This is a genomic window from Robertmurraya sp. (assembly GCF_036676585.1).
GTDB lineage: Bacteria > Bacillota > Bacilli > Bacillales > Cytobacillaceae > Robertmurraya_A.
In genome coordinates this window covers 1-22,944 of record NZ_JAKFCQ010000118.1, presented here as the reverse complement: position 1 = coordinate 22,944, position 22,944 = coordinate 1, and the positions used below count along the sequence as shown (strand labels likewise).

Annotated in this window: 26 protein-coding genes; 4 read left to right on the top strand and 22 right to left on the bottom strand. The window is 39.1% G+C overall.

Annotated elements, in window-relative coordinates; genetic code table 11:
• Positions 1–17: 17 nt before the first annotated feature.
• From ACGLXV_RS15875 to ACGLXV_RS15865, 3 genes are all read right to left on the bottom strand, one after another.
• Positions 18–782: a TIGR01457 family HAD-type hydrolase gene (locus ACGLXV_RS15875; RefSeq protein WP_391559441.1), complete on the bottom strand. Its 765-nt coding sequence runs from the start codon at positions 780–782 to the stop codon at positions 18–20.
• Between the two features lie 489 nt (positions 783–1,271).
• A complete protein-coding gene (locus tag ACGLXV_RS15870) occupies positions 1,272–1,709 on the bottom strand; it encodes a DUF86 domain-containing protein (protein ID WP_391559440.1) in 438 nt (145 codons plus the stop codon).
• Between the two features lie 36 nt (positions 1,710–1,745).
• Positions 1,746–3,047 (bottom strand): EAL domain-containing protein, encoded by a 1,302-nt coding sequence (locus tag ACGLXV_RS15865; RefSeq protein WP_391559439.1) that lies wholly within the window; start codon positions 3,045–3,047, stop codon positions 1,746–1,748.
• A gap of 177 nt (positions 3,048–3,224) precedes the next feature.
• Between ACGLXV_RS15865 and ACGLXV_RS15860 the strand changes: the two genes are divergently transcribed.
• Entirely contained in the window at positions 3,225–3,491 is a 267-nt protein-coding gene (locus tag ACGLXV_RS15860) for a DUF3055 domain-containing protein (RefSeq protein WP_119709808.1), read from the top strand.
• A gap of 54 nt (positions 3,492–3,545) precedes the next feature.
• Complete coding sequence (locus tag ACGLXV_RS15855) at positions 3,546–3,845, top strand: cytosolic protein (RefSeq protein ID WP_391559438.1); 300 nt, start codon at positions 3,546–3,548, stop codon at positions 3,843–3,845.
• Between the two features lie 10 nt (positions 3,846–3,855).
• Here the strand turns inward: ACGLXV_RS15855 and ACGLXV_RS15850 are convergent, their stop codons facing one another.
• Complete coding sequence (locus ACGLXV_RS15850) at positions 3,856–4,155, bottom strand: YutD family protein (protein WP_119709810.1); 300 nt, start codon at positions 4,153–4,155, stop codon at positions 3,856–3,858.
• A 109-nt stretch (positions 4,156–4,264) separates the two neighbouring features.
• On the opposite strand from ACGLXV_RS15850, the gene ACGLXV_RS15845 reads away from it, so the two are divergent.
• On the top strand, positions 4,265–4,924 hold the full coding sequence (locus ACGLXV_RS15845; protein WP_391559437.1) for a YhcN/YlaJ family sporulation lipoprotein: 660 nt from the start codon (positions 4,265–4,267) through the stop codon (positions 4,922–4,924).
• 41 nt (positions 4,925–4,965) lie between these two features.
• Here ACGLXV_RS15845 and lipA read toward each other — a convergent pair whose 3' ends face one another.
• Complete coding sequence (lipA, locus tag ACGLXV_RS15840) at positions 4,966–5,883, bottom strand: lipoyl synthase (RefSeq protein WP_119709812.1); 918 nt, start codon at positions 5,881–5,883, stop codon at positions 4,966–4,968.
• Positions 5,884–6,116: 233 nt separating this feature from the next.
• Here lipA and ACGLXV_RS15835 point away from each other — a divergent pair, with 233 nt between their 5' ends.
• Complete coding sequence (locus ACGLXV_RS15835) at positions 6,117–7,079, top strand: M23 family metallopeptidase (RefSeq protein WP_391559466.1); 963 nt, start codon at positions 6,117–6,119, stop codon at positions 7,077–7,079.
• 43 nt (positions 7,080–7,122) lie between these two features.
• On the opposite strand, the gene ACGLXV_RS15830 is transcribed toward ACGLXV_RS15835, so the two are convergent.
• The 17 genes from ACGLXV_RS15830 to ACGLXV_RS15750 form a co-directional block, all read right to left on the bottom strand.
• Positions 7,123–7,230, bottom strand: coding sequence for a methionine/alanine import family NSS transporter small subunit (locus tag ACGLXV_RS15830; RefSeq protein WP_119709813.1), 108 nt, complete (start codon positions 7,228–7,230; stop codon positions 7,123–7,125).
• Entirely contained in the window at positions 7,230–8,747 is a 1,518-nt protein-coding gene (locus tag ACGLXV_RS15825; protein ID WP_119709814.1) for a sodium-dependent transporter, read from the bottom strand. Before ACGLXV_RS15825 ends, ACGLXV_RS15830 begins: the two co-directional genes overlap by 1 nt.
• Positions 8,748–9,081: 334 nt before the next feature.
• Entirely contained in the window at positions 9,082–9,822 is a 741-nt protein-coding gene (gene yunB, locus ACGLXV_RS15820) for a sporulation protein YunB (protein WP_119709815.1), read from the bottom strand.
• Between the two features lie 88 nt (positions 9,823–9,910).
• The gene (locus tag ACGLXV_RS15815; protein WP_391559436.1) at positions 9,911–11,008 is read right to left on the bottom strand and encodes an HD-GYP domain-containing protein; all 1,098 of its coding nucleotides are present in this window, start codon (positions 11,006–11,008) and stop codon (positions 9,911–9,913) included.
• 230 nt (positions 11,009–11,238) lie between these two features.
• Positions 11,239–11,541 carry a YunC family protein gene (locus ACGLXV_RS15810; protein WP_340905284.1) on the bottom strand — a complete coding sequence of 101 codons (303 nt, stop codon included), beginning with the start codon at positions 11,539–11,541 and terminating at the stop codon, positions 11,239–11,241.
• 71 nt (positions 11,542–11,612) lie between these two features.
• Positions 11,613–12,977 carry a bifunctional metallophosphatase/5'-nucleotidase gene (locus tag ACGLXV_RS15805; protein ID WP_391559435.1) on the bottom strand — a complete coding sequence of 455 codons (1,365 nt, stop codon included), beginning with the start codon at positions 12,975–12,977 and terminating at the stop codon, positions 11,613–11,615.
• Between the two features lie 24 nt (positions 12,978–13,001).
• Positions 13,002–13,844 carry a DUF72 domain-containing protein gene (locus tag ACGLXV_RS15800; RefSeq protein WP_391559434.1) on the bottom strand — a complete coding sequence of 281 codons (843 nt, stop codon included), beginning with the start codon at positions 13,842–13,844 and terminating at the stop codon, positions 13,002–13,004.
• An 82-nt stretch (positions 13,845–13,926) separates the two neighbouring features.
• The gene (gene sufB / locus ACGLXV_RS15795) at positions 13,927–15,324 is read right to left on the bottom strand and encodes a Fe-S cluster assembly protein SufB (RefSeq protein ID WP_119709820.1); all 1,398 of its coding nucleotides are present in this window, start codon (positions 15,322–15,324) and stop codon (positions 13,927–13,929) included.
• A gap of 44 nt (positions 15,325–15,368) precedes the next feature.
• Complete coding sequence (gene sufU / locus ACGLXV_RS15790; protein WP_391559433.1) at positions 15,369–15,803, bottom strand: Fe-S cluster assembly sulfur transfer protein SufU; 435 nt, start codon at positions 15,801–15,803, stop codon at positions 15,369–15,371.
• Complete coding sequence (locus tag ACGLXV_RS15785) at positions 15,793–17,022, bottom strand: cysteine desulfurase (protein WP_391559432.1); 1,230 nt, start codon at positions 17,020–17,022, stop codon at positions 15,793–15,795. Before ACGLXV_RS15785 ends, sufU begins: the two co-directional genes overlap by 11 nt.
• The gene (gene sufD / locus ACGLXV_RS15780; RefSeq protein WP_119709823.1) at positions 17,022–18,332 is read right to left on the bottom strand and encodes a Fe-S cluster assembly protein SufD; all 1,311 of its coding nucleotides are present in this window, start codon (positions 18,330–18,332) and stop codon (positions 17,022–17,024) included. The genes ACGLXV_RS15785 and sufD overlap by 1 nt, the downstream gene beginning before the upstream one ends.
• A gap of 16 nt (positions 18,333–18,348) precedes the next feature.
• The gene (gene sufC / locus ACGLXV_RS15775; RefSeq protein ID WP_119709824.1) at positions 18,349–19,134 is read right to left on the bottom strand and encodes a Fe-S cluster assembly ATPase SufC; all 786 of its coding nucleotides are present in this window, start codon (positions 19,132–19,134) and stop codon (positions 18,349–18,351) included.
• Between the two features lie 256 nt (positions 19,135–19,390).
• Entirely contained in the window at positions 19,391–19,531 is a 141-nt protein-coding gene (locus ACGLXV_RS15770) for a YuzK family famiily protein (RefSeq protein WP_391559431.1), read from the bottom strand.
• A 238-nt stretch (positions 19,532–19,769) separates the two neighbouring features.
• Positions 19,770–20,141, bottom strand: a complete 372-nt coding sequence (locus tag ACGLXV_RS15765; protein ID WP_119709825.1) for a carboxymuconolactone decarboxylase family protein — start codon at positions 20,139–20,141, stop codon at positions 19,770–19,772.
• A 116-nt stretch (positions 20,142–20,257) separates the two neighbouring features.
• A complete protein-coding gene (locus tag ACGLXV_RS15760) occupies positions 20,258–21,106 on the bottom strand; it encodes a MetQ/NlpA family ABC transporter substrate-binding protein (protein WP_391559430.1) in 849 nt (282 codons plus the stop codon).
• Between the two features lie 11 nt (positions 21,107–21,117).
• Complete coding sequence (locus tag ACGLXV_RS15755; RefSeq protein ID WP_119709827.1) at positions 21,118–21,786, bottom strand: methionine ABC transporter permease; 669 nt, start codon at positions 21,784–21,786, stop codon at positions 21,118–21,120.
• Positions 21,779–22,804, bottom strand: a complete 1,026-nt coding sequence (locus tag ACGLXV_RS15750; RefSeq protein WP_119709828.1) for a methionine ABC transporter ATP-binding protein — start codon at positions 22,802–22,804, stop codon at positions 21,779–21,781. The genes ACGLXV_RS15755 and ACGLXV_RS15750 overlap by 8 nt, the downstream gene beginning before the upstream one ends.
• Between the last annotated feature and the right edge of the window lie 140 nt (positions 22,805–22,944).

Here is a 22,944-nt window from a genome sequence, read left to right as displayed (position 1 = left end):
TCATCCCTTTCCTTCACTTATACTTCCCACTGATCCAACGAGTCAAGAACATAGGTTGGCTGCTTTTCGTACCCTTGTAACAGCTCCTTCGTCGTGACGCCTGTGTGAACTAATAATGTGTCTAGACCTGCGTTCATTCCAGCCAAAATATCCGTGTCATAATAGTCTCCTACCATGATGGTGTCTTCTTTTCTTGTTCCTAGTACCTCAAGCGCTTGCTCCATAATGATGGCCTCTGGCTTTCCAATAAAAATTGGTTTTGTTGCGGTTGAGACAGCGATCACTGAAGTGAGTGATCCATTTCCAGGCAACAATCCACGCTCTGTTGGAATCGCAATATCTGCGTTCGTTGAAATAAATGTTGCCCCCGATCGAACCGCTAAACAAGCAGTGGCAAGCTTTTCATATGTAATGTCACGGTCAATTCCACATACCACAAAGTCAACATCTGTCTCAGATTGCTGAAATCCTTTCTCAGCTAATGCTGTTTTAAGTCCCTCTTCACCAATACAATACACGATTGCGTCTTGTTTTTGCTTAGCGATATAGTTTGCTGTTGCCATGCTAGTTGTAAATACTTGGTCATCGGTCGTTGGAATGCCGAAATCACGTAGTTTTGTTGCTACCTGGCTAGGTGTTCTTGAGGAATTGTTGGTTACAAATAAATACGGTATCTTTTGCTCCTTTAACTGCTTCACGAAATCTGCTGCTTCCTGAATTAATTCAGTTCCTCTATACATCGTCCCGTCTAGGTCGATTAGGTATCCTTTATACTTTTTCATTTTTTTAGCTCCTGATTATTTTTTTATGTGGTTTTCGATAAAGGGTGGATTTCTTGCAATTTTCTTAAGCTATTGCAGGTTTTGCTATGAGAATTAGCTTAAATTTACGAATTCTATCAGAACCTAGCTACAAGTTGGAAGATTTTTTTGCGATCCTCAGATTTTACTTGCTATTCTTAAGTTTTATTTGCGATTCTTGGAATTTACTTGCGATCCCCAAATTTTATTTGCGATTCTCAGAATTTATTTGCGATCCTCAAATTTTATTTGCGATTCTCAGAATTTATTTGCGATCCTCAAATTTATTTGCGATTCTCAGAATTTATTTGCGATCCTCAAATTTTATTTGCGATTCTCAAAATTACTTGCGAAACTCAAAATTTATTTGCGATCCCTTTTTGGACCCTATTCAAATACCACAATCCTCCTTAATTATTCTGCACAAAACAGAGGGAAAACACAAAAAAGCCTCAACAGCAGAGGCTTTGCTTAGTTTTTAAATGCGGTGACTGGACCGAGTTCGTTCGTTAAGTACTGTCTTACAGCATCAGAAACAAGCTTAATCGATGGAAGGATCCGTGAAAAAGTATTCTTCACATCTTCATGATCAATCCTTGTATAATCCTGAACGAGTGTTTTGCGATATTGAACCATCACTTTCAAGTCCAGGCTCATATTAGGCGAAATGACTTTTTCATCCTCTAGTATATCGATAATATCCTCATAGCTACCAGGGTCACGCATGATAAATCCGTCGATCATCGCGTTGCCAACATCAAGGATAGATTCAATCATCATGTGTGTAAGGCGCTCAAGTGCAGCCTGTTCAAGAGCCGTACTCCACTCATTCTTTCCTTCAAACTGCTGTATTTGCTTTTCTAAATAAATTAATCTTTCTTCAATTAATTCTCTATCAACAAAGTACACGTATCGTCGCTCCTTTCCTAATAGCACAATTTTTGTTTATACAGATGCTAGTCCATGAGTTAACGAAGCTGGCCTAGCAAATAAGTATCCTTGTGCTAAATCAACACGATTTCTGAATAAGACAGAGGCTTCCTCTTCACTTTCAATTCCTTCAGCAACAACGAGAGATCCGGCCTCACGGGCAACAAGAAGAAGTCCCTTAAGCATAGATTCTTTCACTGAGTTTTTGTCAATATCCTGAATGACGGAACGGTCAATTTTAATAATATCAGGCATAATTTCACTAATAGTGTTTAATGACGCATAACCTGCACCCGTATCGTCCACCGCAATACGGAATCCAAAATTTCTTAGGAGGTTGATATTATAAATAAAGTATTCCATACCATCGATGGAATCTCTCTCTGTAATTTCAATCGTAATTTGAGTCGGCGAGATATTTTTATATTTCCCCATCAGTTTCTTTAGGTCACGAATGAACTTTTGATTTCCCACCGTAATCGGGGTAAAGTTAATGAAAATATCGTGTGTACATCCTGTATCATTAATTTGTTGCAGTGCTTTTTCTAGAACAATTAATTCTAAGTCATATAACATTCCTGTTTGGCGTGCAACCGAAAATAGATGTAATGGGTTTTCATATTCCGTTCCCTTTGGTCCTCTTGTTAGCATTTCCCAGGCACGGATTTCCTTCGTGGCTACATCAAAGATCGGTTGGGCGAGAAGCAAAATATTCTTTTGCGCGACAATTCTGCTCAGACTATAAAGAAGCTCATTGAACTCCGTTTGCACTCGCTTTTCTGCCATTGCCAACGCTTGCTGCCCAGCCTTTAAGATCGCTTCCTGAATGGAGTATTGCTTCTTTTCAACAAACATATAGCCTGATTCAAACTGAATGTATAAGCTTGGAAATTGGTCACATACCCTTTTTTCTGTTTCCCGTAAAACCTTCTTCATCACCTGATCGATTTCAGAAATACAGTGCTGTTCATGATCTACCTTAATAAATAAAGTGACTCCATCACTGTTGTAATCGTGCAACAAAAGCAGATCATCATCCTCAATTTGCTCTTGAATAACCTGTTGAAAATTCATCTTTAACTTTTTAATAAAATCTATATATTGCTTCTCACTTAACTGCTCATAAATGTCTTTTATATTAGATATGTTAAACACAATAACAGCCACTTCATGGCCTTGATTGAAGGATTTTTGTACCCCTTGAATAATCGGGTCTCTTATGACGAATTGTGGAGGATACATTCGAATGGACCTTAGAGGCCAGACTACCTTTCTCCACTGTAATAAGTTATTTAATGACTTCGTGGTCCATGCCATTTCGTCTCATTCCTCTCAGAAGTTCGCGGTGAAAACTATTTCCATTGTAACATAAATTAGGAAAAGCTAGAGGCTTTTCCTATTCTATATTTCTCTTCAGAACAAGCATCTAGTATGGGCTTGTTTGTTCTGTTAAGATGATAGTAGACGTTACATTGAGACATAGGGGTGACTAGGATGGGAGATCGTTTTTTTCTATATGATGAATTAGTGAATACAAAAACACGTTTTATAAGCTTTATGGGTGAAAACACTCGATTTGACTTAGCCATTATTCAATCAGATAGATATTATGGCAAACATATTGTTCTTGATATTCAAGGTAGTCGATTTGCGATCATTGGTCCAGATGATTTAAAAGAAGAAGGATATTTAGAGTATGCTTTTCAGCTTTCTGAGGAAGATGCGGAAGAATTACGTTCCTTTTTAATGGAATTAACGTAAGTTTTGAATTCTTTCCTTTACCTCTCACATACTAATGAGAGAGGGGGAAAGACCATGAGTGATGAGAAGTATACAGATTTTTCAAATGTAGAGGTTGGGAGAAGTTATATTCCTCCTCAACAAACACCAGAAGGTCCATATGGCTCTCCTTATAAGGCAGACGAGCCTCTACAAGGCAAACAGGAACTTGCAGGGGCAACGGAACAGCGTTCTTATAGTGCATTCAATTACGAAAATAAAACGCTCCATGAGGGGCTCCCTAGACAAATGGACGGAGCACATCCAACACATGATGATCCAACAAGGGATACTCAGGCTCCTTATAAGAATAATCCATTCATGGACGAAAAATGACGTGTATCCGCTACACGTCATTTTTTATCGTATTGGTATTTTTTACACGCTTAGCTACAAAGTAGGGACACCCAAAGTTACAGTATTCATACAGATATTCTGTTAATGTACTGATTTTCGTGTCAAATGTTGCTTTATGATTACTATCCTCAAAGAACCCTCGTAGACGGAGTTGACCGTAACCCCAATCACCCACGATATAGTCATACTTCGTTAATATATCGCTGTAACGAGCCTTAAAGGCCTCTTCATTGAATCCATTTGTTCGTTCTTCTACAACTTCGTAACATATATTCCCGATACAGATCATTTGTCCACCTCACTAACTCATCTATTTTAAATTATAACTGATTCTCCATGAATTACTAAGAGGAAAAAAGAATTATCGTGGTCATTCTATAAAAGAGGGGGTGTAAATCTTGAAAAACTCAATGATAATCCTTGGAATTTGTGCAATGACAACACTTACTGCTTGCCAAAATAATCTTGGGCGTGATGATGTTCAGAACGAACGAAGCAATGCACTAAGCGTTAATGACCCAACTGGTGATATATACAATCGAGATAAGAATAGCTCTGAAGATTTTGGTTATGCAAGACATAAAAAGGACGAAATGGCTCGTACACAGTCCCAAAATCACTATGCTGCCATTGATCGTGAAAAGGTGGCCGATATCATCGGTGAGTATTGCACAGATGTTCCTAATGTAGACGATATCTCCACATTAGTAACAGATGAGGAAGTTCTCATAGTGTACCATACCGATTCTAGTGATCGTAATTTAACAGCTGACCAAGTAAAGCGTATGGCTATGTCCGTTATACCGAGATGGTACCATGTATATGTTAGTGATAATGAAGCACTTCGTCCAAATGTAGAGAATTTTGCCAACCTCGGTCCGAATAGTGCAAATACGGAAACTGGAATCAACCAGCTCATTAAGCAAATGCTAGCTTCTCCTCAAGGAAAAAGCATGAGCACAGGTGAAAATGCGAATGGTGAAGCCCAAGGAGAGCTTAATGAAGAAATGGACAAAGATGATATAAGCCAACAGATGAAGGCGAAAATGAACCAATAAGAAAAAGAGGCTTACGAACTTCGTAATGCCTCTTTCTCATATTATGCTTCCTTCGCTTCTTTTTCACCTAATAATTGCTTGTGCTTAGCTGCTGCATTTACCTGCTCATCTGCATGGTAAGAGGAACGTACAAGCGGACCAGCTTCACAGTGGCTAAAGCCTTTGCTAAGGGCAATTTCCTTTAGTTCAGCAAATTCTTCAGGGCGGTAGTATTTTTCAACTGGTAGATGCTTTTTAGACGGCTGCAGATACTGCCCAATTGTTAAAATATCAACGTTATTTGCTCGTAAATCATCCATTGCTTCAAGTAGGTCTTCCTTTGTTTCACCTAAACCAATCATAATGGAAGACTTTGTAGGAATATCCGGTTGCATTTCCTTTGCTCTTCTTAAGAACTCAAGTGAACGGTCGTATTTTGCACGTGCTCTCACACGATCCGATAAGCGTTTCACCGTTTCAATATTATGATTCAAGATGTCAGGACGCGCATCCATTAGCATACGAAGATTCTCTTCTACTCCACCCATATCTGACGGAAGTACTTCAATACTTGTGAAAGGGCTCTTTCTGCGAATGGCACGAACGGTTTCTGCAAATACTGCTGCACCACCGTCTTTTAAGTCATCACGCGCTACAGCCGTAACAACCACATGCTTTAGGTTCATTAACACAACAGAATCAGCCACACGTTCTGGTTCTTGAAGGTCAAGTTCTGTCGGAAGACCAGTTTTAACCGCACAGAAACGACAAGCACGAGTACAAATATCACCTAGGATCATAAATGTAGCAGTACGTCTAACAGCCCAACATTCATGAATATTAGGGCATTTTGCTTCTTCACAAACGGTATGAAGTTTTTTTTCTCTCATCATTTTTTTCAAGCCTGTATAATTTTCGTTCGTGTTTAATTTAATTTTCAACCACTCGGGTTTACGTAAATGTTCTTGGTTTTTGCTCAACTTCCCACACCATCCTTATATGATAAGTGTTTTTTTCACACTATGTAGCTATTTCAGACTACTCCTGAATCACTTTAACATAATGAAGATTATACGACAAGCAAGAGACTTACTATTACCAGTAATTGATATATATTGTTTTAAATGTTTTAAGACAAACTAAAGCATGTTAATTCTTTTGAAGGAGGATCATCGTGCGGAAACTGCTAAAAGGAATCTTTATTTTTCTTGTTATGATGCTATTATTACCTATTGATCGATATGCACACGCTGAAACCGATCAACAGACCATTTATGCAAAGCGACTCGAGCTATATAAAGAAGTTGAAGCAGCTACCAATATTCCTTGGTACTATATGGCCGCTGTTGACCAATATGAAAGAAGTCTTAGGCAGTCTCGACGTGATTTGCCGAAAGCAGAGGGTCTTACTGGCATTTACTACAAACCAGAGGAATGGGTTGGCCCGCTGAACCCAAATCATGAAGATGAGAATCCGATGTCCATTAAGTACTTTAATGGTTCTGGAGTCGATGGGAACGGGGATGGCAAGGCAAGTTTGAAAGATGACGAAGATGTTCTATTTGCTTTTGCAAATTTCATCCTATCTTACGGGACGGACCATGATAATATAAAGATTGGTCTTTGGGATTATTATAAACGAGATAAAACAGTAGGGATTATTATCGGAAAGTCCGAAATTTATAAAAAATATGGTCGACTAGATCTTGATAGTCACGCCTTTCCAGTACCTCTTAGATCGGATTATAGCTATCGAAACACATGGGGAGACGCTCGTGGCTGGGGTGGACGACGCATGCATGAAGGAACAGATATTTTTGCCCACTATGGCGTTCCTGTTCGTGCAACCTCATATGGCATTGTTGAGATGAAAGGATGGAACCGTTTTGGCGGCTGGCGAATCGGGATACGTGATATTAACAATAACTATCATTATTTTGCCCATTTAAGCGGCTTTAGTAAGGACTTAAAGGTAGGACAAATCGTTGAACCTGGAATGGTCATAGGCGGTGTCGGAAGTTCTGGTTATGGACCTCCTGGTACGTCAGGTAAATTCCCACCACATCTTCATTATGGAATGTATCGTGATAATGGATATACAGAATGGAGCTTTGATCCGTTTCCGCATTTAAAACTTTGGGAACGTCAAGAACGTGCAAGTAAAAGAAAAAAATAAAGGACTAACGGATTTAAATCCGCTAGTCCTTCTTTTATATATTTTAATTTGCCTTTTTCGTTTTGGAAACTGCATTAGCAATACTAGCTGCTAATCCACCCCATAGAATGACCATACCCAAAACCATCATAACAATCGCACTGGTTGACATTATTTTGAAACCCCCTTGCTATCAGTTGAAGGTAAATCTAATGCTCCTTTTTGCCACTTGAAAGCAGCGAATACAAATCCAACCACAATTGCAGCTACTGCAACACCCCAACCTGTATATAATAGGAAGCTTGTTGGATATCCTTCGTAGTTTTCTTTTAAGTTATTGATGAAGTTTTGAATCATCATATATCCTAAAACAACTGGTGTAATAACTCCTAAGCAGATTTTCCACCATGCACCTAATAGCATATCTGACATGCTATCAGCGTGCTGTTGAAGATCCTTCATTTCACGTAGTACCCATGCTACCAACACTACTTCAACAAAACCAGCTACAACAATACCAAATTGGTTAATGAAATAGTCAGCAGCATCAAGGAAGTATAATCCACCTTGAGTAGCAAATAGAATCGAAATGACCGCAGAGATTCCTCCACCAATTGCTACCGCTTTGTTACGTGATACTTTAAATTTGTCTTGAATACCAGCTACATATGTTTCAATGATTGAAATTAAAGATGTTAAACCTGCTAATACTAAACATAGGAAGAAAATAGATCCTAAAAGACCGTTAAATGCAGGGAATTCACTAATGATTTGCGGGAAAACTACGAAAGCTAACCCTACTCCACCTGCAACTACCTCACTGACAGCCACACCTTGTTGTTGGGCCATAAAACCTAGTGCAGCAAATACTCCAATACCTGCTAATAATTCAAAACCAGAGTTAGCAAAAGCAGTGATAAATGCATTATTTGTTAAATCTGTCTTCTTTGGTAGATAACTAGAATACGTAACCATAATCGCAAAACCAATGGATAAGCTGAAGAAAATTTGACCGTATGCAGCAACCCAAACCTTAGGTTCTGCAATTAAGCTCCAGTTTGGCTTGAAGAATGCATCCAAACCTTGAGCAGCTCCATCTAATGTTACAGCGCGAACAACGATTACAAGGAATAAAATAACTAGTGCCGGAATAAAGATCTTGTTCGCTGCTTCAATACCCTTTTTAACACCTTTGAAAAGAACACCAAGTGCAATTACCCAAACTAGTACTAAAGGAATAAAAACGCTAGGAACGATGCTACCAACCTGTCCTGGTGCTTCAGCAAGCTTTAAATAGTCTCCGAATAGGAATGCTCCTGGATCCTTGCCCCATTTTTCTCCGAAAGAGAAGTAAGCAAATGACATTGCCCAAGCGATAATAACAGCATAGTATGTTGAGATAACAAATGAAATCGCAACTTGCCACCAGCCAAGCCATTCAGTTTTCTTGTTTAGACGAGCGAATGTTAATGGAGCTGATCCGCGATATTTATGACCTAGTGTAAACTCTAGAACGAGAAGCGGGATACCAGCAGTTAAAATCGCGAATAAGTACGGTAAAAAGAATGCTCCTCCTCCATTTTCATAAGCTACTGCGGGAAAACGCCAGATATTTCCTAGTCCTACAGCTGATCCAACTGCTGCCATGATAAAACCTGCACGAGTCCCCCATTGTGGACGATTATCCATAGTAAAAATGACCTCCTACTGAGTCCCAAACTTTTTTCCTTATTTTAGAAAATAATTGGAACTTTTTATATTTTCTGATTATTTAATTTAATCTAAAATTAGTATAGCTATTTTTTGTCCATCTGTCAAAACATTATTTTCAGAATAATAATTTAGTTTAACACGTTAATATAGTAGAAGTTTTTAAAAATGTGAAAAGACTAACATTTCAGAATATTATTCTCGCATACTTCTTTCCCCTCCTCTCTCCATCTCATCCACCCCTTTCTTCCTACTTTTCTATAGAAAAAAAGTCAGAAGAACACAGATATCCTCTGACTTTTTCACTTACTGATTAGTTGTCCATTGGCAGTTCAATTGATGCACCAGAATCACCGCCGCCACCGTTATAAAACTGAGGAACTTCACCTTTTATTAGACCAGTCGCAACCGGCACATCCTCTTTAACGGTAATAATTTCCGTAGCAAATGGAATGATGATCTGTACCTTTACTTCCACTTGAACATGAATTTCCACCCACGTATTATTAATTCCCATTTCTTCTTTCACTGTCCTGAAGGTGGAGGTTACTGAACCTATGGAGTTAAATTTTATTGGTATTTTTGGCCCTAAGTTCCCTAATAGGGCATTATTGGTAGCCTGACCTAATGGAACATAATAAACGATACCGTTTTCCTTTTTATCCGTATTGATTTCAATATCGGTGAAGGATTCAAGCTCTGAGAGGTCTCCTTTTTCTGCTTTTTTAATATTGTCTTGTACCAACTCAGTTACTTCTGCTTTCACACGGTTTAGATGTTCTGCGTTTAGGAACACCACATCTCCATCACCGGTCTCTTCGAATTTTATATCCATAACGTTTGTTATTTTTTTACTTACTGCATTATTTATGACGAGTGAAGCAATTTTTCGAGTTTGTGAGTTTGCATAGCTAACAAGTGTAGGCTTTAGCCCCTCATTTATTATCCAAAGACCAGCTGCTGTTGAAAAGATGAAGAACACGAAGGTAAGTAAAAAAACGTATCTGAACGGCAATGGACCTCTCCGCGGCAGACGACCGCGAAATTTACGCAAGACAAATCCCCCCTTTACAAGCTATATGTATGCTGTAAAGGAGGGAACTAGCGCAAAAATATGAATTTTTTTATCTTTGATAGACTAGTTACGCTTTTTTAGGAAAGGTCGTGTCGCATTCGACGATCATTGTTGTTAAGCTTTTGCTTAGGTCTAGTTCGTACGGGTCAATGCTTTTACCATCTTCTTCAATGATCCTTACAACCGGCCGGTCGCTGACTCCCATATTTTGTTTGGATACAACTCCTTTACGGCCATCATCAAGTATAACCGTAATTCCAACAGGGTAAATGGCTACCCCTTTACGAAATGCCTCTATTATTTTTGGATCAAAAAGGGTTCCTGATCCGGCAAACAAAATTTCTAGGCCATGATGGGGTAACATAGCATCACGATACACACGATTTGAGGTAACCGCATCAAACACATCAGCTACCGCAATGATTTTCGCAAGCTGATGAATATCTTCGCCTTCGATACCGCGTGGATATCCGGTCCCATTTAGCCGTTCATGATGCTGATACGCGCAATGAGCGACAATTAGGGACATCGCTGGAACATTACGAAGCATTTGGAATCCTTCTTCAGGATGCTTTTTAATCTCATCGTATTCTTGATCTGTTAATTTTCCAGGCTTCTGAAGAATATCACATGGTACTTTCATTTTCCCTACATCGTGAAGTATGGCTCCCATCCCTAGTATTTCAAGGTCTCTAGGAGGAAGCTTTAACTTCATTCCAATCGCCAGAGAATACATGGTCACGTGTAAGGAATGTGTGAAGATATAGTTATCATATGTATAGACATCAGCTAACATGGTTAACAGATTTTCATTATTTTTCAACTCAAATAAAAGTTGTCGAATCAGATCTTTAAATCTTTTTGACGCTTTTTCAATAACAAATGTGGAATTAAATTTGCTATCCATTTGAAGCTCTTGGAAGGTCGTTTCAATTGTTTGGACAGCCTCTCTTCGAATCGAATCGGGGAGTACCTCGATATACTCGATCCCTTCTGTTACAGAATCTTTTATATATATGTAGGTGATGCCCAGCAGTTGTAAGCGATTAAGCATTTTTTCGTTTAACTCTACTCCCTCGCTTAGTAAAATCTGACCTTTATCACTTCTAACTGTTTTTCCTAGTATAGTTCCAGATTCTACATTAGCGGTAGCTACTAGTCTCATTATAGTTCTCCTGTATTAGTCTGACTGACATTATTCAACAAGTCCTGACAAATTCCAACTTTATCTTTTAAGATAACTCTATTACCGACTAAATTTCAACATACTTTAGTACCTAATTTTAAAAATAAATAGGCCAAATGACTACTTTTACTTATGAATAAGGACAAACCTATTTCCTATTACCATTATTTCCAATTAAAAGTAAAAAAAGGCGCATATTCTGCGCCTTTTTAAATCATTTTTAACATAGCATCTTTTCCAAGCATACCCTTTGTAATCCCTAAATTTTCCGCTTCATACGTAACGGATTCTAAAGGTGCCTCTAAAAGCTGCTCAATGGTTTTAACACCAACTGCTCTACCGGCAATAACTTTTCTATCCTTAAGCTTTTCATTGAGAAGTGCCACATCAAGAGCACCACACATGATGTATCCTTTATCATTACTCACTACGAGCAAATTCGTTTTTGGAAGTTTAACTGATACACTTAAAAAAGTGTGTCCATTGATTTCAATAGGTGAAAGCTCAATCACTTGCTACACTCTCCTTTCTTCCTTATCAACTTATGTAATAGGAAGAAAAAATGTGAGTTTCATTTGCCTAGCTATTGCAAGTTTTGAAGCTTCCAGCGCAATAAATCACGCATAAATTCTGGGAAGAAGAATACTTTATGCTCCGCTCTTCTAATTTCAGGAAACAGCTGACCAAAAGTAAACATGTCTGGAATGGCTAATTGATAGCGTGCTTCTCTTTCAATTTTCTTACCATTAATATAAAAAGAGAGTCCATTATTCCCATGCTTCACCTCGACACCCTCAAAAATCATTTTCCCCATGAAAGTGCCACGAAATCCAAACCCCTTTATCACCATATTCTCCCATTCCTCATCTAATGCAAGTCTGATGACTTCTTGATATTCAGCACCTGAAAGGTCGACCACCGCAGGATTTATTGGATGTGGACAAATCGTTAATAAATCGTATTCCGTAACCGTTTCACTTGGTAAGTCGCGCAATATTAACCCTTCGTTTAAAAAGGCACTATCTACGTTACACCAGCTGCGAAGAGTTTCACAAAGAAGGCGAGCTAACACTTCCCTCGAGCGGTAAGGCTCTTGTATTCTAGCAACCTCGGTAAAAAGCAACGCCTTTCCTTCTTCATACAGCCGGTTCTCCTCTTCCTTTTCGTTTTCAACATAAGGAAGTTTATTTGAATCATATGCTATTGCTCGCTTTTTCCTCACGCGAAGTGTCTCGCTATCAATCGTAAGTGTAATATGGCCAACAAACATTCCGTACTTTCCTGCAGCACCAAGAATGACACCATTTATTTCTTTTCCTTCATGAAACACATGATGGGTATGCGCCCCTAAAATCACATCAATTTCAGGAAATTGCTCAGCAATGGCTTCATCATCATGTATGCCTAAATGAGAGAGGAGAATGATGATGTCTGCCTTTTCTTTTATTTGTGCTAACTGGCGCTTTAGTTCTGCCATCGGTTCGGATAATTCCCAGCCCAGCTGTCCATAAAAATGTGAAAAATAGGCGGTCAAACCTATTACAGCAACACGTGCTTTATTTTTCAGCTCATAAATATGATATGGCTCTACCCACTGAGGACGAGTACCCTTAGCCGTAAAAAAATTAGCTACAATAACATCAAATGTTCTCTTTTGATATAGAGTGTCTAAGTCTTCGAAGGAGAGAGTAATTCCTTCATTATTTCCAATCGTTACGGCCGTGTATCCCACTTCATTTAATAGCTCGGTGTTCCGCTTTCCCCGTGTAGCATCTGTAAGAGGATGCCAACGGTCCATATGATCACCTATGTCAAAAAGAAGAACGTCTTCGTTTGCACTTTGATGAAGGTCTCTCCTTCTCTGCAAGAAAGAGCTGATTCTTGTCCAGTGCTCGAAATGGCTATGTAGGTCATTCGTGTGATAAATATGGATATCTTCTAAGGTCATACTGTCTCTCCCCTTACAAAAATGCTAAAACAAATCAAGCTGGCGAGGAGCTAAGTTTTCATACTCGATTCCGAGTAGATCAATCAACTCAAGCGCATTATCAGCGGCATCTCCACCAGAATTATTATTAAAAACGATATATAGATGTTCCGTTTCTTTTTCTAGCTTTTTTATATGCTCTACCCATTGTTGCAATTCATTCTGATTATACCGATATAAGTATCTGACTTCCCGCCAGTTTTCTGTACGTTTTTGCCAACCATGTACGTTTCGTCCATGAAATCGAATCAACAGCTTCTCTTTCCCTAGCGATTCGAGCACAGTAGGGACAGACCCCTCTCCCGATTGCGGTTCATCACAAATGCTATGAATCCAATCTTCTTCCTTCATAAATTGAATCGTTCGCTCATAAAAGGAAGGACGAAACCACGATTGATGACGAAATTCGAGAGCGCATGGGATATCACCCATCTGTTTTTTGCACCAACGCAAGTATTCCACATGCTCCCTTTTACAATCAAACCATGGGGGAAACTGAAACAAGACAATAGCTAACTTTTCGCTTTCTATATAAGGTGTAAGAGAATCCTTAAACCCTTGAAACATTTGCTCTTTGCTTTCAAAAGGAATGTCACCTCTCGAATGCCCAGTCATCCCTTGATATGCCTTGACAATAAAACGAAAGGAGGGAGGAGTATCCCGGGTCCATTTTTGCGCATTTTTTGTAGGCTGTATCGCATAAAAGGAAGAATCGACTTCGACAGTTGGAAAAAAACCAGCATACTCTTTTAACTTATTTCTAGGTGAGGTATGTGGACCGTACAATCGATCATGGTCACCCCAACCAGTCACTCCAATATAGATCATTCCACCCCTCCATCTATTGTCATCATCATATCATATGTATGAAAAAACGTTCACCTCCTAGGGTGAACGTTTCCTGTATTTCTTAACCGATAGAACCTTCCATTTCGAACTTGATTAGACGGTTCATTTCAACTGCATATTCCATCGGAAGTTCTTTCGTGAATGGTTCGATAAAGCCCATTACGATCATTTCTGTTGCTTCTTCTTCAGAAATACCACGGCTCATTAGATAGAACAATTGCTCCTCAGAAACCTTTGAAACCTTCGCTTCATGCTCTAAAGAGATGTTGTCGTTTAAGATTTCGTTGTAAGGAATGGTATCTGAAGTAGACTGATTATCCATGATCAGCGTGTCACACTCAATGTTCGCACGTGCTCCGTCTGCTTTACGTCCAAAATGAACGATCCCACGGTACGTTACTTTTCCACCTTGCTTCGAAATCGACTTCGAAACAATGGTAGAAGACGTGTTAGGAGCTAAGTGAATCATCTTCGCTCCAGCATCTTGGTGTTGACCTTTACCAGCTAGTGCGATTGATAAGGTCATTCCACGAGCCCCTTCGCCCTTAAGAATTACCGCTGGGTATTTCATAGTCAGCTTAGAACCGATATTTCCATCGATCCATTCCATTGTTGCGTTTGCTTCACAAACCGCACGCTTTGTAACCAGGTTAAACACGTTGTTTGCCCAGTTTTGAATCGTTGTATAACGGCAGTAAGCATCTTTCTTGATAATGATTTCAACAACCGCACTATGAAGGGAGTTTGTTGTGTAAACAGGTGCTGTACAACCTTCTACATAGTGTACATGTGCGCCTTCATCAACAATGATAAGCGTACGCTCGAACTGCCCCATGTTTTCAGAGTTGATACGGAAATATGCTTGAAGTGGAGTTTCTACCTTTACACCTTTTGGTACATAGATGAAAGATCCACCTGACCATACAGCAGAGTTTAATGCAGCAAATTTGTTATCTGTTGGAGGAATAACTTTTGCCCAGTGCTCACGGAAAATGTCTTCATTTTCACGAAGTGCAGAATCAGTGTCCTTAAACACAATTCCTAGGTTTTCAAGATCTTCCTGCATGTTGTGATATACAACCTCAGATTCGTACTGAGCAGATACACCTGCTAAGTATTTTTGTTCAGCTTCTGGAATACCAAGCTTATCAAATGTTTGTTTAATTTCTTCAGGAACTTCATCCCAAGAACGTTCTGTCTTTTCAGAAGGTTTTACGTAGTACGTAATTTCATCAAAATTTAATGCCGCTAAATCTCCACCCCATTGTGGCATTGGCATATTGTAAAAATGCTCAAGTGATTTCAAACGGAAATCAAGCATCCATTGTGGCTCTTGCTTCATTTTTGAGATTTCTTCCACGATTTCACGTGTTAATCCACGCTTCGAGCGGAAGATAGACACATCTTTATCGGCAAAGCCATATTTGTAATCACCGATTTCAGGCGCTTTTTTAGCCATTGTCGTGTTCCTCCATTCGTAGGAGCATGCGTTTATGCTTCCCCTTATTGTTCTTCTTTAATGCCCTTTTCCATTGCTTTCCACGCTAGAGTCGCACACTTAATTCGCGCTGGAAACTTGGAAACACCTTGTAATGCTTCTATATCACCTAAGTCTAGGCTATCATCGTATTCCTTGCCTTGCATCATTTGAGAAAACACATCAGATAACTTTAATGCTTCTTCAAGCTTTTTCCCTTTGATGGCCTGCGTCATCATAGATGCAGATGACATAGAGATTGAACAGCCTTCCCCTTCAAATTTTGCATCCTTCACGACACCTTCCTCGAGCTTAAGTGTAAGCTGAATCCGGTCTCCACATGTTGGATTATTCATATTGATGGTTAGGCTATCGTTTTCTAAAACCCCTTTATTACGAGGGTTTTTGTAATGATCCATAATTACCTGTCTATAGAGGGTATCTAAATGATTAGAAGACATCGCTAAAATACTCCTTTGTTTTGATAAGCCCTTCCACAAGCTTATCAATCTCTTCTTCGGTGTTGTACAGGTAAAAGCTGGCACGAGCTGTTGCAGAAGCCTTTAACCATTTCATTAGCGGCTGTGCACAATGATGTCCAGCACGTACGGCAATACCTTCCGCGTCAAGCACTGTTGCCACATCATGTGGATGAACATCATCGATATTGAAAGTAACCACACCAGCACGAAGACCTGGATCTTTCGGACCGTAGATCGTCATTCCTTCAATTCGTGATAATTTCTCCATCGCATAAGCAGCTAACTTATGCTCATGTGCTTCTATATTTTCTAAGCCAATTTGTTCTAGGAAATCAATCGCAGCACCAAGTCCAACAGCTCCCGCAATAATTGGGGTACCTGCTTCAAACTTCCAAGGAAGCTCTTTCCAAGTAGATTCGTATAAATCTACAAAGTCAATCATTTCTCCACCTGTTTCAACTGGCTCCATTTTTTCTAAATGCTGTTTCTTCCCATAGAGAACTCCAATTCCAGTTGGTCCACACATTTTATGACCTGAAAAAGCAAGGAAGTCGCAGTCTAGATCCTGTACATCAATCTTCATATGAGGAGCAGCTTGGGCACCGTCAACCACCATTACCGCACCATTTTCATGAGCGATCTTGGCAATTTCTTTAATTGGGTTCATGACTCCTAGAACATTCGAAACCTTCATTACGGAAACAATCTTTGTATTTGATGTAATTGTTGCTCTTACATCGTCTAGGCTAATTGTTCCATCCTCTTGAAGGGGAATGTACTTAAGAGTAGCACCCGTTTTTTTCGCTACTTGCTGCCAAGGAATAATATTGGCATGGTGCTCCATAAAGGTGATGACAATTTCATCACCCTCACGAAGATTGTCTGTACCATAGCTGTGAGCGACAAAATTTAATGCTGTAGTCGCTCCACGAGTGAAGATAATCTCTTCCGTAGATTTTGCATTGATAAACCTTCTAACCTTTTCACGTGCCCCTTCATATGCGTCGGTTGCTTTTGTACCAAGCGTGTGAACGCCTCGGTGCACATTCGAATTGTATTCTTTATAATATTTCTCTAACGTTTCGATTACCGAAATAGGCTTTTGAGAAGTTGCTGCGCTATCAAGATACACTAATGGTTTGCCGTTCACTTCTTGATGTAGAATCGGAAAGTGACTGCGAATATCCTGAATATTCATTATCTTACTTTCCTTTCGATAACTTCCACTAATTGCTTTTTCACACCTTCGATTGGAAGCTCGTTAACAACAGGAGCTAAGAAGCCATGAATAACAAGGCGTTCTGCTTCTGTTTTAGGAATTCCACGGCTCATTAGGTAGTAAAGTTGAAGTGGATCCACACGTCCTACTGAAGCTGCGTGTCCTGCCGTTACATCATCTTCATCAATAAGAAGAATAGGGTTAGCATCCCCACGTGCTTTTTCACTAAGCATTAAAACGCGTGATTCTTGCTCCGCATTAGACTTGGTTGCACCGTACTCGATTTTTCCAATCCCGTTAAAGATAGAAGTTGCACTGTCTTTCGTTACACCATGCTTGAGGATTTGGCCATCCGTGTGCTTGCCCCAGTGAACAACACTTGTTGTGAAGTTTTGTGTTTGCTCTCCACGTCCAACAGTTACCATTTTCATGTCGCCAACAGAGCCATCTCCAACAAGATTTGTTACGTTATCAGAAATAGTGTTGCCATCATTCATTAAACCAAGTGCCCACTCAATCCGAGAGTCACGTCCTGTTACTCCACGGCGATTCACGTACGTCGTTACACCCGTTGCTAATGTATCAACTGCACCATATTGAACAGTAGCATTTGTACCTGTAACCACTTCTGTAATGATATTGAAGATTGAATTTGCTTCTTCCACAGTTGAAATATAGTTCTCAACATATGTGACAGAGCTATTGTCTTCAGCTACTACAAGAACATGGTTGAACACATTTGCTTCCTTGTCATCATGGATAAATACCGCTTGAACTGGTGTTGAAACTTCTACATTTTTAGGAACATATAAGAATACTCCACCGTTCATAAATGCTGCATGAAGAGCAGTAAGCTTGTGTTCATCAACCTTTACACCGTCTTTCATGAAGTACTTTTGTAAAAGGTCTCCATGCTCACGAGCAGCTGTAAAGATATCTACAAACACCACGCCTTGATTTTTCAGTTCTTCTGAAACAGAAAGAATCGTCGGGCGGTTATTGCGTTGAATGTATAATGTTTTCTCGCCTTCTTCTGTACCGATCAATGATTTTACTTCTTCCGGAAGATCAGCAAGAGAAGCATAATCTTCACTCTTTACGATATGCTTATCGAATTGAGTAAAGTTCCATTTTGTAATATTTGTTTTATCAGGTCTAGGAAGTGATAGGCTTTCAGCTGTCGCTAACGCATTTACGCGAAGTTCCGTTAACCAAGCTGGCTCACCCATCTCTTTTGAAAAAGAAGTCACATATTCCTTATCGAATGGTAATACGGTTTCTGTAGTCATGTCTGGTCCCCCCAACTTACGCTTCTTGCCCGACAGTTTCGTCCTCAATGCCAAGCTCTTTTTTAATCCAATCATATCCTTCAGCTTCTAAACGTTGAGCAAGCTCAGGGCCACCAGATTTAACGATACGTCCTTGCATCATTACGTGGACTTTGTCCGGTGTAATGTAGTTTAATAAACGTTGGTAGTGAGTGATCATTAAGCATCCAAACTCAGAGCTACGCATTTCGTTAATTCCTTTTGATACAACCTTTAACGCGTCGATATCTAATCCAGAGTCGATTTCGTCAAGGATCGCAATCTTCGGCTGAATCATCATTAATTGTAGAATTTCGTTACGCTTCTTCTCTCCACCAGAGAACCCTTCGTTTAAGTAACGTTGAGCCATATCTGGGTCCATTTCTAAAAACTCCATGTTTTTGTCCATTTGACGGATGAATTTCATTAAAGAAACTTCGTCTCCCTCTTCACGACGGCTGTTAATAGCTGAACGTAAGAAGTCGGCATTTGTTACCCCACTAATTTCACTTGGGTATTGCATCGCTAAAAATAGACCAGCACGAGCACGCTCATCTACTTCCATTTCAAGTACATCTTCTCCATCAAGAGAAATTGAACCAGAAGTTACTTCATATTTAGGATGTCCCATAATCGCAGAAGACAAAGTAGATTTACCAGTTCCGTTAGGTCCCATGATTGCGTGGATTTCTCCACCTTTAATTTCAAGAGTTACCCCTTTTAGAATTTCTTTTTCATCGATTGACACATGTAAATCCTTAATGGATAAAGTTGATCCTGACATATCTATTACCTCCGTTATTTGAAAGAAAATTAGTTATCTCTTTACTATAAAAACTTTATTTTCATTCTCATTTTATTCTCATTACAATCTTATAACAAATGAAATGTGATATCAACTCTTATGAACCTCTTCTCGACATATTACCTACCTATTTTTTTCTCCGACTATCTTTTCTATGTACGATACCATTGGCTCAACTGAAAAACCAGTGGAAATCTCCACTGGTCCTTATTTCTTCTATATATTATATAAGCTACTAGGCATGAACCCTACGATCCAAATCAGCAATCATTCTTCGACTTTGCAAATAATTTTGTTGCCTTGCTTTTTCAATTTTCATTCTTACCTTATGTCTTCGACTGTAGGTTTCATATCCTACTCCATGAGCTGCATACATCGCCTTTTCCATCTCGCTCGTGTAGTTCAACCTTAGTTGACTGATAATGAATCCATCCCTTCCAAATATCGCTTTATTCGACTCTTTTGGTCACATCTATCGTAACATAGATCAAATCTTTAGAACAAAGCCGAAAAAACACGATATTTAAGGATGAAAACGAGTAAGACTTTGTTAGAAAAACTTACCTTATGATTTCCAGTGTTTTCTTGCCAAATGCTCTCGATATGAGCTTAACTCACTGTTTTAATTGATTAAAATCATCCATTGTATTTTGTACAAGGGTAACGGCCTGGCTTAGAGCCGCTCCACCACCAAACGCTGCAGTCACCCCAACTGCTTCAAGAATTTCTTGCTCAGTTGCCCCTTGATCCATGCATCCTTTGATATGGTAGATGATGCAATATTCATCCTGAGAATATAAGCTAATTCCTAATGCAATTAATTGCTTTTGTTTTTGAGACAAGACTCCCTCTTTAAAGCATGCTTCTGTGAATGCATTAAAATGGCTAGCGATATCTGGCATTTTCTGAGTAAACGTGCCAAGTCCTAGTTTATAATCATGTAGAGCTTCTTCACTCGGATTACTTGCAATAAATCCTTGATCCATTTGTCCCACTCCAGTCTTTAAATTATGTAGTATCACATATGTTAGTATCCTTGAAATAAGACAAATTATTACATAAAAAAAACAGATGCCTCTTTAAGAGACATCTGCATTTTTTATTATTCTGATACAGGTACTACAGCACCTTTGTACTTTTCAAGAATGAAATCTTGAATTTCTTTTGAGTGTAACACTTCTACTAAAGCTTTGATTGCTTCAGAGTTTTCGTCTTCCTTACGAACAGCGATTACGTTTACGTATGGAGACTCTTTGTCTTCGATTGCGATTGAATCTTCAATTGGGTTCAGACCTGCATCGATTGCATAGTTTGAGTTGATAAGTACTGCATCGCCTTCATTATTGTTAAAGATTTGTGGTAATAATGATGCTTCGTACTCTGTGTCAAAGTGAAGATCTTTAGGATTTTCTGCGATATCCTCAACCGTTGCTTCTACGTTATTTACGCCTTCTTTAAGAGTGATTAATCCCTCTTTTTCAAGCATTGTTAAAATACGACCGTGGTCTGCTACTGAGCTGCTCATGATGATATGTGCTCCTTCTGGAAGCTCATCTAAGCTTTTGTACTTTTTAGAGTACACACCCATTGGTTCGATATGAATTCCACCAGCATTAGCGAAATCATAGCCATGCTCAGCCATTTGAGACTCAAGGTAAGGAATGTGTTGGAAATAGTTTGCATCAAGATCACCAGATTCTAACGCTTGGTTAGGTAGGATGTAATCTTGGAATGTTTCAATCTTTAATTCAATTCCTTTTTCTTCTAAAAGCGCCTTTGCTTCTTCTAGAATTTCAGCATGTGGTACGTTAGAAGCTCCAACTACTAATTCAGTTGTTTCTGCTGCTTCTTCGCCTTCACCAGCGTTAGACTCATCTTCATTCGCTGTACCGCAAGCTGCAAGAACTAGAGCAACTGCTAATGATAAAAATAAGCTTAAAAATTTCTTCATTTTTGTCTCTCCTATCTTTTGTCTAGTTTTGATGTTATAGAATCTCCAATAAATTGGATAATAAACACAATAATTAAAATGATGACAGTTGCAACAAGGGTTACGTCACTACGACTTCTTTGGAACCCTTCTAGATATGCTAGGTTTCCTAAACCACCCGCACCAATTACACCAGCCATTGCTGTATAACTCACCAAAGCAATAGCCGTAACCGTAATACCAGATACTAAAGCTGGCAGTGATTCAGGAATAAGCACCTTAAAAATAATCGTGCTTGTCTTAGCTCCCATTGATTTAGCCGCTTCAATAACTCCTTTATCAATCTCACGCAATCCGATTTCCACCATTCTCGCGTAAAACGGAGCCGCACCAATAATTAATGCTGGTAAAGCTGCATTTTCACCTATCATTGTATCTAGGATAAGCTTCGTAAAAGGAATCAGAAGAACAATTAATATAATAAAGGGAATCGAGCGGAAGACGTTCACTACAGAACTGATCACTTTATTCACTAATGCATTTTCCCAAATATTACCCTTAGCTGTTAAAAATAATAAAAGTCCTAAAATTAAACCAAGAACAAATGTAATAACAACTGATATAGCTGTCATATAAAGGGTTTCATTCGTTGCTTCAATCATTTTTTCCCAGTTCACGTTTGGTAAAAGCGTCTCAAGCATTCGAAATCACCTCCACTCCCACCTGTTGTGACTCGATATATGCAATGGCCTTTGAAAGATCTTCCCTTTCCCCATCTAAGTGGATGAAAAGTGTTCCATAAGATCCATTTTGTGTTTGCGATATTTTGCCTTGCAGGATATTAACAGTCACTTGGTAATTACGAATAAGATTTGTAATCAGCGGTTGCTCTGCTGCTTCTCCAACAAAGCCTAATTGGACGACCGTACCATGCGGATACAGTTCCAATAGATGTTCAATCGTTTCCTTCGTTTCTTCTGGCTCTGTTACCTGCTGAACAAATCGTTTCGTAATTTCTTCCTTAGGATGCTTAAATACATCTAGTACTGGGCCAAGTTCAACAACCTTTCCACCTTCCATAACAGCTACACGATGGCAAATCTTTCTGATAACGTGCATTTCATGTGTGATAAGGACAATGGTTAATCCTAAACGCTTATTAATATCTACTAATAGCTCTAGAATCGAATCTGTTGTTTGTGGATCAAGAGCAGATGTAGCCTCGTCACAAAGGAGAACCTTTGGATTGTTAGCAAGTGCTCTCGCAATTCCTACTCTTTGTTTTTGCCCTCCACTCAATTGAGAAGGATAAGCGTCTTCTCTTCCTTCTAATCCAACTAAACGAATAAGCTCGTCTACTCTTTTCATTCTTTGACCTTTAGGAACTCCTGCAATTTCAAGTGGAAATGCAATATTTTCTCTAACTGTTCGAGACCATAAAAGGTTAAAATGTTGAAAAATCATGCTTATTTCCTGTCTAGCTTTACGAAGGCTACTACCTTTAATTTTCGATACTTCATTTTTTGCCACAATAACGGATCCCTCAGTTGGAATTTCTAATCCGTTAAGCATACGAATAAGCGTACTTTTCCCTGCTCCACTATAACCAATTACCCCGAAGATTTCTCCTTCAGTAATCTCTAGGTTTACGTTATCAACAGCCGTTACTTTTCCTTGTCTTGAAGAATAAATCTTTTTCACGTCTTTTATCGAGATCAAAGGTTTCTCCTCCTTCCATTTCCGATTATTCTGATAAAACTACATGGTATCATGCTACAAGAAGGCTCCATTCTATAGGTTCTATCATCCGTATCATTCCTATTCGAATGAGAGCTTTCTTGTTAGAAAAGCGCAAGCGC